Here is a 12,595-nt window from a genome sequence, read left to right on the forward strand (position 1 = left end):
TGCGGTTGCCGCCCGGCCATGCCGCGACGGGCCGGAACGGGCCGGGCCTGCGTCTCCCGGCCCGGTCTCCCCCGGCTCTCGGCCCCCCCGGACCGGACTGCGCTGCGGGGTCCCCTCAGGCCGCGGCGTGATAGGGACGGCTCAGCTCGTGTACCGCTTCCACCATGGCCGCAGCATGCTCCGGATTGGTGTCCGGATGAATGCCGTGGCCCAGATTGAAGACATGACCGTTGCCGGCGCCGTAGCTTGCCAGCACCCGGCCCACCTCGCGCCGGATGCGCTCCGGCGAAGCATACAGCGTGCAGGGGTCCAGGTTGCCCTGCAAGGCGACCTTATCCTGCACCAGGCGGCGTGCGTCGGAAAGATCGGTGGTCCAGTCCACGCCCAGGGCCTCGCAGCCGGTCTCCGCCATGCGGTCGAGCCACTGCCCGGCGCCTTTGGAGAAGAGCACCACGGGCACGCGGCGGCCGTCGGCCTCGCGGGTCAGGCCCTCCACGATGCGCTCCATGTACCGCAGGGAGAACTCGCGGAAGTCGCCGGGTGTCAGCACGCCGCCCCAGGTATCGAACACCATGGCCACTTGAGCGCCGGCGGCGACCTGGGCGTTGAGATACTGCGTCACGGCTTCCGCCACCTTGGCGAGCAGCGCGTGCATGAGGTCCGGGCGGTCGAACATCATGGCCTTGCTCTGCGCGAAGTGCTTGGTGGTGCCGCCTTCGATCATGTAGGTGGCCAGCGTCCAGGGGCTGCCCGAGAAGCCGATGAGCGGGACCCGGCCGGCGAGCTCGCGGCGGATGGTGCGCACGGCGGCCATGACGTAGCCCAGGTCGTCTTCCGGGTCCGGCACGCGGATGCGCTCCACGTCCGCCGCCGAGCGCACCGGGTGCTCGAAGTGCGGGCCTTCGCCTTCAGCGAAATAGAGTCCGAGCCCCATGGCGTCGGGCACCGTCAGGATGTCCGAGAACAGGATGGCCGCGTCCAGCGGGAAGCGCTCCAGCGGCTGGATGGTCACTTCGCAGGCGAGCTCGGGGTTGCGGCACAGATCCATGAAGCTGCCGGCGCGGGCGCGGGTGTCACGGTACTCGGGCAGATAGCGTCCGGCCTGGCGCATCATCCAGACGGGTGTGTAGGCGACGGGTTCGCGCAGCAGGGCGCGCAGCAGGGTGTCGTTGGCGAGCTCAGTCACGGGCGGGTGTTTCCGGCGGCTTCGGTGGTCAGGGAGGCGCTCGGCGAGCGCCGATGGACTGTCGTTGTCGTGCGGACCAGCGTGCGGTCCAGTCGAACGCGTCGGTGGCAGCGGCGGCGCCGAGCAGGTGTCGATGTCGGCGGAGACTGCCCTCTCGTCGGCTGCGCCGGCGATGCTGCGCAGCATACTACAGGGCACCTTGCCGCGAGCAATGGGCGCACGGCGTGCGGCCTGCGTCAATGCATCGTGGCTGCGTGCCGGCGCGCTGCCGGTACAATGCGCCCATGGATGATGTCTCCGCGATTCTCGATACCCTGAACGAGGCCCAGCGTACCGCCGTTGCCGCGGGCGTGGGCAACCGCCTGGTGCTCGCCGGGGCCGGCTCCGGCAAGACCCGGGTGCTGGTGCACCGCATCGCCTGGCTGATCCAGGTGGAGCAGGTGCCGCCCTGGTCGCTGCTGGCGGTGACCTTCACCAACAAGGCCGCCCGCGAGATGAAGCAGCGCATCGAGCAGATGCTGGGCGCGCCCGTGGGCGGCATGTGGGTGGGCACCTTCCACGGTCTGGCGCATCGCTTTCTGCGCGCGCACTGGCAGGACGCCGGGCTGCCGCAGCAATTCCAGATCCTGGACGCCGACGATCAATACCGTCTGGTGCGGCGCCTCCTGAAGGAGATGGAGCTGGACGAGGCCCGCTGGCCGCCGCGGCAGGTGCAGGGCTTCATCAATCGCCACAAGGACGAAGGCCGTCGCGCGCAGCATGTGGACGGTGGTGGCGACTTCTACCAGCACCAGATGATCGACATCTACAAGCGCTACCAGGACGCCTGCGCGGGCGCCGGCACGGTGGATTTCGCCGAGCTGCTGCTGCGCGCGCACGAGGTGCTGCGGGAGCGCCCGGAAATTCTGCACCACTACCGCGAGCGCTTCCGCCACATCCTGGTGGACGAGTTCCAGGACACCAACGCCATCCAGTATGCCTGGCTGCGGCTCCTCGCCGGGGATCGGGACAACCTGTTTCTGGTGGGTGACGACGACCAGTCCATCTATGGCTGGCGCGGCGCGAAAGTCGAGCACATCCAGCGCTTCAAGGCTGACTATCCGAACACCGAGGTCGTGCGCCTGGAGCAGAACTACCGCTCCACCGGCAACATCCTGGGCGCCGCCAACGCGCTCATCGCCAACAACCCGACCCGCCTCGGCAAGAACCTCTGGACGGAGGACGGCGCGGGGGAGCCCATCCGCCGCTATGCCGCCTTCAACGAGGTGGACGAGGCGCGCTTCGTGGTCGAGCGCATCCGCAGGTACTGCGTGGACGAGGGCATGGCGCGCTCGGAATGCGCCATCCTCTACCGCACCACGGCCCAGTCCCGGCTGTTCGAAGAGGCCCTGCTCCAGGCCGGTCTTCCCTACCGCGTCTACGGCGGCCAGCGCTTCTTCGAGCGGGCCGAGATCAAGGACGCGCTGGCCTACCTCAGGCTGCTGGTGAACATCCAGGACGACGCTGCCTTCGAGCGGGTGGTGAACCTGCCGCCGCGCGGCATCGGGCCGCGCACCCTGGACCTGCTGCGCGAGCAGGCGCGCGCCCAGGGCGGCTCGCTGTGGGCGGCGGCGCAGGAGGTGGTGCGGGCCAATGCGCTGCCGCCGCGGGCCCTGGGCGCCGTCCGCCGCTTCCTGGACCTGATGGAGGGCCTGCGTGCCCGCGCCGACGCCGACCGGGCGCCGGCGGACTTGCCGACCCTCATCCAGGAGACGGTGGAGGCGGCGGGGCTGCCCGAGCACTACAAGAAGGAGCGCGACGGCCGCGGTGTGGACCGCATCGAGAACCTGGAGCAGCTGGCCGAGGCCACGCGGCGATTCGCCGCCGAGGCGGCGGATGACGAAGGGGATCTGCTCGGCAGCTTCCTCGCGCACGCGGCACTGGAGGCGGGCGATGCCCAGGCCGACGACGTGCAGGACGCGGTGCAGCTCATGACCCTGCACAGTGCCAAGGGGCTCGAGTTTCCGGTGGTCTTCGTCACCGGCGTCGAAGAGGGCCTGTTCCCGCATGCCATGTCCGCGGATGACCCCGCGCGGCTCGAAGAAGAGCGCCGACTCTGCTACGTCGGCATGACCCGCGCCATGCAGCGGCTGTACCTGACCCACGCCGAGAGCCGGCGGCTGCACGGCCGCGAGGAATACCCCATGCCCTCGCGCTTTCTGCGCGAGGTGCCGGTGGAGCTGCTGGAGGAGGTCCGCGGCGGCGGCGTCGCCCAGCCCGCGGCGCCGGCGGCCGGGTCCGCCGCCGGCGGCTTCCGGCTCGGCCAGCAGGTGGTGCACCCCAAGTTCGGCACCGGCGTGGTGCTGAGTACCGAGGGTACGGGCAACCAGGCCCGCATCCAGGTCAACTTCGAATCCGTCGGCGCCAAATGGCTGGTGCTGGCCTATGCGCGGCTCGATGCTGCCGGCTGATGCGCCCATGCCCGGCGACGGCGGACCGTGCGGACCCGGCCGCGTGAGCCATGTCCGCGCTGCGCATTTTCCAGATCACGCTGTTGCTGGTGCTCTGGTACTTTCTGGCCGGGCTGGTGTTCTCGCGCTGGCTCGGCGTTTGGCCGCAGGCCTACGAGCAGGAGGGGTTTTTCCTGATCGCCGCCGCCATGCCCTGGGCGCTGCTGGCGCTGGACTTCCATGCGCCGACCACCTCCGCGGTGGGCGCCGCCGTGCGCGACAGCCTGTTCCTGCTGCTGCTCGGCCTCGGCATCGCCGTCAACGCCGCCATCCTGAATGCGCTGCTGGCGGGCGCCGCCCGGCGCATCGCGGTCGAGCACGCGCTGCGGCGCAACGTCGCCGCGGCCTGGCGCCGGCGGGGCTGACAGCCGCCGCGACCGCGACAAACGACCTCGCCGGGTCCAGCCTGCCATGACCGGCTATCTGCGGCTGTTCCTGCTGCTGCTGGCGCTGCTGCTCGGCTACACCTTGCTGGAGCGCGAGCTGCGGGCGGCGCTGGACGCGGCACCGGCCGTGCTCGACTTCGCCGGCATCACCCTGACGCTCACCTCGCTGCCCTGGTCGCTCGCGGCGCTTGGCTTCTTTCGTGCCGCCGGGTCGCCGCTCGCGCAGGTCCTGCGGGACCTCGGCTATCTGCTGGTCTTCACCGGCGGCACGGCGCTGAATGCCGTGTTGCTGACGGCGGGCGTCCGATGGATCATGCGTCGCTGGCGCGGCGGTTGAGAAAAGCGCTTACCCGGTCGCGTCCGGCCGCAGCACCGCGCCTGCCTGGCAACGATAAACGACGAGGAGCAAGCAACCATGCAACGCCGCACCTTCATCGCCGGGGCCGCCGGTGCAACCGCCGCCGGCGCCGCCCTCGGCAGCCGCAGCGCCTGGGCCAAGCCCGAGCACAAGTGGAAGATGGTCACCACCTGGCCCAAGAACTTCCCGGGCCTCGGCACCGGTGCCAACAACCTGGCCGCCCTCATCGGCGAGATGAGCGGCGGGCGCATCGAGGTGAAAGTCTACGGCGCGGGTGAGCTGGTGCCGGCGTTCGAGGTGTTCGACGCCGTCTCCCGCGGCACCGCCGAGATGGGCCACGGCTCGGCTTATTACTGGAAGGGCAAGAGCGAGGCGGCGCAGTTCTTCTCCACCGTGCCCTTCGGGCTGACGGCGCAGGAGATGAACGGCTGGATGTACCACGGCGGCGGCCTGGAGCTGTGGAGCGAGCTGTACGCAGGCTTCGGCCTGGTGCCGGCGCCGGCCGGCAACACGGGCGTGCAGATGGGCGGTTGGTTCAACAAGGAGATCAACTCCGTCGCCGACCTGGACGGGCTCAAGATGCGCATCCCCGGGCTCGGCGGCGAGGTGCTGAAGCGCGCCGGCGGCACGCCCGTGAACCTGCCGGGTGGGGAGCTCTTCACGTCGCTTCAGTCCGGCGCCATCGACGCCACCGAGTGGGTGGGGCCCTATAACGACCTCGCCTTCGGCCTCTACAAGGCGGCGAAATACTACTACTACCCCGGCTGGCACGAGCCCGGCACGGTGCTGGAGGCGATGATCAACAAGGAGGTCTTCGACGCGCTGCCGAAGGATCTGCAATCCATCGTGCTGAACGCCTGCAAGGTGGTGAACCAGGACATGCTCGCCGAGTACACGGCGCGCAATCCCGCCGCGCTTCAGACCCTGCTCACGGAGCACAAGGTCGACCTGCGCAGGTATCCGGATGACGTCATCGCGAAGCTCCGCGAGCTGTCCGGCGAGGTGGTGGCGGAGATCGCCGAGCAGGACGCCTTCTCGCAGAAGACCTTCGCGTCCTACCAGAAATTTCTGAAACAGGCGAAGGAATGGAGCGCCATCTCGGAGCTGACCTACCTCAAGGCGCGGGATCAGGCCTGAGCGCCGCCGGCGCGGACGCCGACGCGGGCAGCGCCTCGGCTGCCGCCGATCGGGCTGCGATGCAGACGGGGCGGCGGTTTCCGGCCGGCCCGCCGCCGCTTGCCCTCTACGTCCACCTGCCCTGGTGCGTGCGCAAGTGCCCGTACTGCGACTTCAACTCGCACCGGCTGGGCGATGCGCTGCCGGAGCGGGCTTACGTGGATGCCCTGCTGGCGGACCTCAGTGCCCAGTGCGCGGTAGCGGTGGCGGCGCGGCCGTTGATCTCGGTCTTCATCGGCGGCGGTACCCCGAGCCTGTTCTCCGGGGGCGCTGTCGCCCGGCTGCTGGACGGCGTGCGCGAGCGCTGCGTGCTCGCAGCGGATGCGGAAGTCACCCTGGAAGCCAACCCCGGCGCCGTGGACGCGGGCCATTTCCGCGCATACCGGCAGGCGGGGGTCAATCGCCTCTCCATCGGCGTGCAGTCGCTGTCGGCGCGTCACCTGCGGGCGCTCGGGCGCATCCACGACCCGGCGCAGGCCCGCGCCGCCGTGGATGCCGCGCGGGCCGCGGGCTTCGGGAACATCAACCTGGACCTGATGTTCGGTTTGCCGGAGCAGACCCTGGCCGAGGCCGCGGCCGACCTGGAGGCGCTGATTGCCCTCGCGCCCGAGCACATCTCCTACTATCAGCTCACACTGGAGCCGAACACCGCCTTCGCGCATGCCCCGCCGCCGCTGCCGGATCACGACACCCTGGATGCCATGCATGAAGCCGGCATGGCGCGCCTGGCCGCCGCGGGCTTCGCACGCTACGAGGTCTCGGCTTACGCCCGGGACGGGCAGCATTGCCGGCACAATCTGAACTACTGGCGCTTCGGCGATTATCTCGGCATCGGCGCCGGCGCCCACGGCAAGCTGACGGATGTGGCGACGGCTCTGGTGGAGCGGCGCAGTGCAAAGCGCTCGCCGACGGCGTATCTCGCGGCGCAGCACAAGCTTGCTCATCGCCGGCTGCTGGATGACGCCGACCTGGTGCTGGAGTTCACGCTGAACGCCCTGCGCCTGACAGACGGCGTCGAGACGGCCCTGTTCAGCGCCCACACCGGCCTGCCGGCGGCCCGGCTCGCGGCGCCGCGACGGCGGCTCGCGCGCGCCGGGCTGCTCGCGCCCGCGCCCGAGCGTCTGGCGGCGACGCCGCTCGGGCAGCGTTTCCTGAACGATGTCGTGGCCGGTTTCGCGGCGGATTGACGCCCTGGCCCGACTGCGCTCGGCTTTGGTGCTGTTGCAGGATCGGCATCTGGAGCGTATCCTGCCCGGTTTACTACGGGTCCGATGCCATATGTCGCGACCGCCGGTTCCTCCAGTTCCAGGCCGTGCCGCCCGCCGGGCTGCACGGCAGACAACCTCCAGGGCGTAAGGCCATGAAAGCCGACATCCATCCCAATTACCAGGACATCAAGGTCATCTGCAGCTGCGGCAACAGCTTCACGACCCGCTCGACACTCGGCCAGGAGCTGCATGTCGAGGTCTGCTCCGCCTGCCACCCGTTCTACACCGGCAAGCAGAAAATCCTCGACACCGGCGGTCGTGTGGACAAGTTCCGCCGCCGCTACGGCCGCTGACGGACCTCTTTCCCGCAGCGCCAGACGCCGTCCAACCCAGACGCCGTCCAACCCAGACGCCGTCCATCCCAAACGCCGTCCATCCCGGCAGCGCGCGTCCGGCGCTGCCGCCTCCGGCCGCGTGCAATGCGCGGCCGACTTCAAGTACTTGTCGCCTCTGTCGACCGCCTCCGCAGGCTGTGAGCGCCGGCGGCCAACCGGCACCTGCCCTGCACCTGTCCCGCTCAGGGGCCGCCTGCTCAGCGCACCCGCTTCCAGCGCGCGCCGGCGACCCGCCGGACACCGCCCCCTTGCTGCCGGTCAAGTTATCGGCCCCCGCAATACTTCCAATTGCCTGCATCGCCTTGCGATCCCGGGGTGATCGGCACATGCTTGACGCTTGCTCGCCTCCGGCCCCGCCGCGCGCGGCCCGCGGCAGCCCGACATTGTCCCGTTGCCTGTCCTGCGCCCGGCGCGGCCCGGCGCCGCTAAGCCCGGCGCCCCCAACCCCGGCCCCGCAAGCCCCGACTGCTGTGCCCGAATCGAGAGTCCGTCATGTCGAACGCCGAGAGCTTCGCCAAAAACGATGCCGACCTGAACGATGCCGACCTGAACCGGGCGGCGCTGCGTTACCACGCCGAGCCGACCCCCGGCAAGACGGCGGTCGAGATCAAGAAGCCCGCCACAACCCAGCGCGATCTGTCGCTGGCCTACACCCCCGGCGTCGCCGAGCCGGTGCGCCGCATCGCAGCCGAGCCCTCCGCGGCCTATCGCTACACCAACAAGGGCAACCTGGTGGCAGTGATCACCGACGGCAGTGCCGTGCTCGGCTTGGGCGGCGTCGGGCCGCTCGCCAGCAAGCCCGTGATGGAAGGCAAGGCGGTGCTGTTCAAGCACTTCGCGGACATCGACGTGTTCGACATCGAGGTCCATGCCCGCCATCCGCAGGAGTTCATCGAGACGGTCCGGCGCATCGCACCCACCTTCGGCGGTATCAACCTGGAGGACATCGCCGCGCCGCACTGCTTCGAGATCGAGCAGATTCTGATGAACGAGTTGGACATCCCGGTGTTCCACGACGATCAGCACGGCACGGCCATCATCATCGCGGCCGGGCTCCTGAATGCGCTGGAGCTGCAGGAAAAGCGCCTGGAGGATGTACGCATCGTGGTGCTCGGCGCCGGCGCCGCGGGCATCGCCTCCATTCGGCTCTTGATGACCCTGGGCGCGCATCGCAACAACATCTTCGCCATCGACCGCCAGGGCGTGATCCACACCGGCCGCAGGGATCTGAACCCGTTCAAGTTCGGCATCGCCGCGGACACGGACAAGCGCACCATGCGCGACGCGCTGGTCGACGCCGATGTCTTCATCGGCGTCTCCGGGCCCGACCTGCTGCCGCCGGACATGCTTGCGACCATGGCGCCGCGGCCCATTGTCTTTGCGCTGTCGAACCCGGTACCGGAAATCCGGCCCGAGGTGGCCTGGAGGGTGCGCGACGACCTGATCATGGCCACCGGCCGCTCGGATTATCCGAACCAGGTGAACAACGTGCTGGGCTTCCCGTTCATTTTCCGCGGTGCCCTGGACGCCCGCGCCTCGCGCATCAACGAAGAGATGCAGATCGCGGCCGTGCACGCGCTCAAGGACTTGACGCATGAGCCCGTGCCGCAGTCCGTGCTGGACGCCTATGGGCTCAAGTCCCTGACACACGGCCCGGACTACATCATCCCCAAGCCCTTTGATCCGCGCCTGCGCGAGCGGGTCGCGCCGGCGGTGGCGGCCGCCGCGGTCAAGAGCGGTGCGGCACCGGCTCACCCCACGAACTGAGCGGCGCGGTCCGAGCGCGGGCAGTCATGCAAGGGGGCGCAGACCCCCGGTCCACCAAAGCCAAGGCCCGGCCCGTATGGGCCGCCGGGCCGTCAAACCGGAGGAGCTCAAGTGCAGAAGATCAGTATCGTAGGGGCCGGGCGTGTCGGCGAGACCACCGCGCAGATCCTCGCCGAAGAGGAGCTGTGCCGCGAGATCGCGCTCTATGACGTGCGGGAGGACGTGCCGGAGGGTGTCGCCCTGGACATCTTCCAGACCGCGCCCTTCTTCGAATTCGACTGCCGCCTCTGCGGCAGTAACGACCCGGCGGTGATGGCGGGCTCGGACCTGGTGATCGTCACCGCGGGCTTCCCGCGCAAGCCCGGCATGTCGCGCTCCGACGTGCTGGCGGCCAACGTCAAGATCATCGACGAGGTGACGGACCACATCGTCGCCCATGCCCCGCATGCCAAGGTGCTGGTGGTCTCGAACCCGGTGGACACCCTGACCTATCGGGTCGCCCAGCGCACCGGCTGGGCGCGCTCGCGGGTGTTCGGGCAGGCCGGCGTGCTGGACGCCTCGCGCATGGCGGCGTTCATCGCCGAGGAGACGGGCTTCTCGGCGCTCGACATCACCACCATCGTGCTGGGCGGCCACGGCGACACCATGGTGCCCGTGCCGCGCTACTGCACCATCAACGGCGTGCCGGTGAGCCACTTCATCGCACCGGATCGGCTGGAGGCCATCATCGAGCGCACCCGCAAGGGCGGGGCAGAGATCCTGGCCCTGCGCAAGAACTCCAGCGCCTACGATGCGCCGGCTGCGGCAGTGGCGGCCATGGTGGATGCCATGAGCCACAACCGGCGGCGGCTGATGCCCTGCGTGGCGCTGCTGGATGGCGAATACGGCGAGCGCGACATCGCCATGGGCGTGCCCTGCGTGCTGGACGAAACCGGCCTGGCGCAGGTGGTGGAGCTGGATCTGAACGATCAGGAGCAGGAGGATTTCGAGCACTCTGTGGCCGCCGTACGTGCGGACATCCAGCGCCTTGCGGAGCTTGGCATGGGTGCAGGCGGCTGACCGGCACGCATCCTGCCCAGCCGGCATCCTTTCTGCATGGGCGGTAACGGCCCACGGGTCGGGCGCCGTCCGCGGCCACCCCGCGGGCGCGCCACAGGCGCTGGTCCCGGCACGTCTCGGGGCCATTGATGCGGCCTGGCGGCGACAGCGGGTTCGGGCTGCGGCATTCGCGACCCGTCTCAGCAATTACCTGCACCAAGATGGTGCAGTTCGGTGCGCCCGCGGTGCGGCGGCTGCGAGCTGGCTTGGGCGGCGCACGCATACAACTCCGAAGCCGGGAGTCATGTCCATGAGCGAGAAGACCGTCACCATCACCAATAACGAGGATGGCGCAAGCCACGAGTTTGCATTGCGGGAGGGCACCATGGGGCCGCCGGCGGTGGACATCTCCTCGCTCTACCGCGATGCCGGCTTTTTCACCTACGACCCGGGCTTCATGGCCACGGCCAGCTGCCACAGCGCCATCACCTACATCGACGGTGAAAAAGGCGTGCTGCTCTACCGCGGCTATCCCATCGAGCAGCTGGCCACCAAGGCGAGCTTTCTGGAGGTGGCCTACCTGCTGCTCTACTCCGAGCTGCCCAACGAGCACGATCTGGTGGAGTTCGAGCGGGTGATCACCACCCACACCATGCTGAACGAGAACCTGAAGAACTTCCTCGACGGGTTCCACTACGACGCGCACCCGATGGCCATCCTCTGTGGTGTCGTCGGCTCACTCTCGGCCTTCTACCACGAGTCCATCGACGTCAACGACCCGCACTACCGCGAGGTCTCGGCGCACCGCCTCATCGCCAAGGTTCCCACCATCGCCGCCGCCGCCTACAAGCACAACGTCGGCGAGCCCATCATGTACCCGCGCAACGACCTGCGCTATGGCGCGAACTTCCTGCATATGATGTTCGCGACCCCCTGCTCGGACTATGAGCCCGAGCTGCTGGCGGAGAAGGCGCTCAACCTGCTGTTCATTCTGCACGCCGACCACGAGCAGAACGCGAGCACCTCCACGGTGCGGCTCGCCGGCAGCTCCGGTGCCAACCCCTTCGCGTGCATCGCGGCGGGCATCGCCTCCCTGTGGGGCCCGGCGCACGGCGGCGCCAATGAGGCGGTGCTGGATATGCTGACCGAGATCGGCGACGTCGCCAATGTGCCCAAATTCATCGACAAAGCAAAAGACAAGGACGACCCCTTCCGCCTCATGGGCTTCGGCCATCGGGTCTACAAGAACTACGACCCGCGGGCGAAGATCATCCGCGAGGTCTGTCACCAGGTACTGGAGGAGATGCCGGGTGCGGACAGTCCGTTGTTCGAGCTGGCGCTGAAGCTGGAGGACATTGCGCTGAATGACGAATACTTCGTCGAGCGCAAGCTCTATCCGAACGTGGACTTCTACTCCGGCATCATCTACAGCGCGCTCGGCATCCCGCGCAACATGTTCACCGTCATGTTCGCGCTCGCACGCACCGTGGGCTGGGTCTCGCACTGGATGGAGATGATGAGCGACCCGGCCAACCGCATCGGCCGCCCGCGCCAGATCTACTGCGGCCCCGAGCCGCGCGAATACGTGCCCATCTCCAAGCGCTGAGCTGGCTGCGGCGGCGGGCGCGGCCGCCCGCCGCCGTTCATCCACCGCCGCTGATGCGGCGGCGGCCCACGGCGCCGGCGATGTGGTGCAGGATCAGCGCAGCGCCGGCACGGCGTCCGGCGGGTCGCCCGCAGCCAGCAGGACGCTCAGCTCTTCCGCATCGATGCCACGCTCCGGGCGCTCGGACACCGGGTCCAGCGGCGGCTGCCGCAGCGCCTGCCAGGGCAGCACCTGCAGGTGCACCGGGATGCCGCCCGCCACGAACTCGAACACCGGCGCGTTCTGAACGGTGCCGCTGGCGTAGCGCTGCGCCGCCTCGCGCTGCCGCCAGGGGATGTGTCGCTCCATCAGTGCCATCAGCACCTCCTCCGGGCTGTCCGCGAAGAGGCGCAGCTCAATGCCGTGCTCGCGCGTAGCCGTGCCGCGCAGCGCAGGCCCGATGAGCCGTGGGCGGAACTCCGCGAAGGTCCGCATGGCCTCGAGCGCGTGGCGGCGCAGCGCATCGAGGCCCTCGGCATGCTCGTCGGGGGCGAACAGGCGCTGCTGCTCGATGAGGGCGTCGTTGATCTCGCCGTTGTCCGGCCAGCAGCGCTTGTCGGTGATACCGAGCCGCGCCGCGGCCTTGCGCCGCGCGCGGTCGAACTCCGTTGGGCCGTGCTCGGCCAGGATGCGGGCGGATTCGTAGGCCAGCCGCCGGCGCTGATCCAGGCAGCGGTGGCGGCCGCCCGCCGGCTCGGCTGCCGGGCTGCGGCGCTTCGGCCGGCGCGTAGTGGCCGCGGCGGCGGCCTTGGATCCCGATCGCCTGGGCATGAGTGTCTCGCTCGCAGTTGCAGCTGGCCCGTCAATGATAACCGCTGTGGCACTGGCTGTCGGGCGTGGGGGTGGTCTGCGCAGAAGCGCGCCTTGCGTCAACTTCAGGGTAGCCTTCAACGTACAAAACAGGTTTCGTCTGATATAGTTATCGGGAAAAACGCAAGCCTTTTATC

Annotated in this window: 11 protein-coding genes; 9 read left to right on the forward strand and 2 right to left on the reverse strand. The window is 69.2% G+C overall.

Annotated features, from left to right (window positions below; genetic code table 11):
- Positions 1 to 115 precede the first annotated feature (115 nt).
- Positions 116 to 1,186, reverse strand: a complete 1,071-nt coding sequence (gene hemE / locus QZ607_RS07105; RefSeq protein ID WP_295881241.1) for a uroporphyrinogen decarboxylase — start codon at positions 1,184 to 1,186, stop codon at positions 116 to 118.
- Between the two features lie 284 nt (positions 1,187 to 1,470).
- Here hemE and uvrD point away from each other — a divergent pair, with 284 nt between their 5' ends.
- From uvrD to QZ607_RS07150, 9 genes are all read left to right on the forward strand, one after another.
- Positions 1,471 to 3,636, forward strand: a complete 2,166-nt coding sequence (gene uvrD, locus QZ607_RS07110; RefSeq protein ID WP_295881243.1) for a DNA helicase II — start codon at positions 1,471 to 1,473, stop codon at positions 3,634 to 3,636.
- A gap of 50 nt (positions 3,637 to 3,686) precedes the next feature.
- On the forward strand, positions 3,687 to 4,040 hold the full coding sequence (locus tag QZ607_RS07115; protein ID WP_295881245.1) for a hypothetical protein: 354 nt from the start codon (positions 3,687 to 3,689) through the stop codon (positions 4,038 to 4,040).
- A gap of 46 nt (positions 4,041 to 4,086) precedes the next feature.
- Positions 4,087 to 4,398: a hypothetical protein gene (locus QZ607_RS07120; protein WP_295881248.1), complete on the forward strand. Its 312-nt coding sequence runs from the start codon at positions 4,087 to 4,089 to the stop codon at positions 4,396 to 4,398.
- Positions 4,399 to 4,476: 78 nt separating this feature from the next.
- Complete coding sequence (locus QZ607_RS07125; RefSeq protein WP_295881251.1) at positions 4,477 to 5,556, forward strand: TRAP transporter substrate-binding protein; 1,080 nt, start codon at positions 4,477 to 4,479, stop codon at positions 5,554 to 5,556.
- A 59-nt stretch (positions 5,557 to 5,615) separates the two neighbouring features.
- Positions 5,616 to 6,782 (forward strand): radical SAM family heme chaperone HemW, encoded by a 1,167-nt coding sequence (gene hemW, locus QZ607_RS07130; protein ID WP_295881253.1) that lies wholly within the window; start codon positions 5,616 to 5,618, stop codon positions 6,780 to 6,782.
- Between the two features lie 173 nt (positions 6,783 to 6,955).
- Positions 6,956 to 7,156, forward strand: a complete 201-nt coding sequence (gene rpmE, locus QZ607_RS07135) for a 50S ribosomal protein L31 (RefSeq protein WP_295881256.1) — start codon at positions 6,956 to 6,958, stop codon at positions 7,154 to 7,156.
- A gap of 534 nt (positions 7,157 to 7,690) precedes the next feature.
- Positions 7,691 to 8,965, forward strand: a complete 1,275-nt coding sequence (locus QZ607_RS07140) for a malic enzyme-like NAD(P)-binding protein (protein ID WP_295881258.1) — start codon at positions 7,691 to 7,693, stop codon at positions 8,963 to 8,965.
- A gap of 111 nt (positions 8,966 to 9,076) precedes the next feature.
- Positions 9,077 to 10,024 carry a malate dehydrogenase gene (gene mdh / locus QZ607_RS07145; RefSeq protein ID WP_295881260.1) on the forward strand — a complete coding sequence of 316 codons (948 nt, stop codon included), beginning with the start codon at positions 9,077 to 9,079 and terminating at the stop codon, positions 10,022 to 10,024.
- A gap of 289 nt (positions 10,025 to 10,313) precedes the next feature.
- Positions 10,314 to 11,609 (forward strand): citrate synthase, encoded by a 1,296-nt coding sequence (locus QZ607_RS07150; protein ID WP_295881262.1) that lies wholly within the window; start codon positions 10,314 to 10,316, stop codon positions 11,607 to 11,609.
- A 93-nt stretch (positions 11,610 to 11,702) separates the two neighbouring features.
- Here the strand turns inward: QZ607_RS07150 and QZ607_RS07155 are convergent, their stop codons facing one another.
- Positions 11,703 to 12,419, reverse strand: coding sequence for a hypothetical protein (locus tag QZ607_RS07155; RefSeq protein WP_295881266.1), 717 nt, complete (start codon positions 12,417 to 12,419; stop codon positions 11,703 to 11,705).
- Positions 12,420 to 12,595: the final 176 nt, after the last annotated feature.

Origin of the sequence: uncultured Thiohalocapsa sp., from assembly GCF_913063425.1 — a bacterium.
GTDB lineage: Bacteria > Pseudomonadota > Gammaproteobacteria > Chromatiales > Chromatiaceae > Thiohalocapsa.

What these genes read in the sequence shown, in the direction of transcription:
- uvrD (WP_295881243.1), top strand. Translation starts at nt 1,471, where the DNA reads ATGGATGATGTCTCCGCGATTCTCGATACCCTGAACGAGGCCCAGCGT.
- QZ607_RS07115 (WP_295881245.1), top strand. Translation starts at nt 3,687, where the DNA reads ATGTCCGCGCTGCGCATTTTCCAGATCACGCTGTTGCTGGTGCTCTGG.
- QZ607_RS07120 (WP_295881248.1), top strand. Translation starts at nt 4,087, where the DNA reads ATGACCGGCTATCTGCGGCTGTTCCTGCTGCTGCTGGCGCTGCTGCTC.
- QZ607_RS07125 (WP_295881251.1), top strand. Translation starts at nt 4,477, where the DNA reads ATGCAACGCCGCACCTTCATCGCCGGGGCCGCCGGTGCAACCGCCGCC.
- hemW (WP_295881253.1), top strand. Translation starts at nt 5,616, where the DNA reads ATGCAGACGGGGCGGCGGTTTCCGGCCGGCCCGCCGCCGCTTGCCCTC.
- rpmE (WP_295881256.1), top strand. Translation starts at nt 6,956, where the DNA reads ATGAAAGCCGACATCCATCCCAATTACCAGGACATCAAGGTCATCTGC.
- QZ607_RS07140 (WP_295881258.1), top strand. Translation starts at nt 7,691, where the DNA reads ATGTCGAACGCCGAGAGCTTCGCCAAAAACGATGCCGACCTGAACGAT.
- QZ607_RS07150 (WP_295881262.1), top strand. Translation starts at nt 10,314, where the DNA reads ATGAGCGAGAAGACCGTCACCATCACCAATAACGAGGATGGCGCAAGC.
- QZ607_RS07155 (WP_295881266.1), bottom strand. Translation starts at nt 12,419, where the DNA reads ATGCCCAGGCGATCGGGATCCAAGGCCGCCGCCGCGGCCACTACGCGC.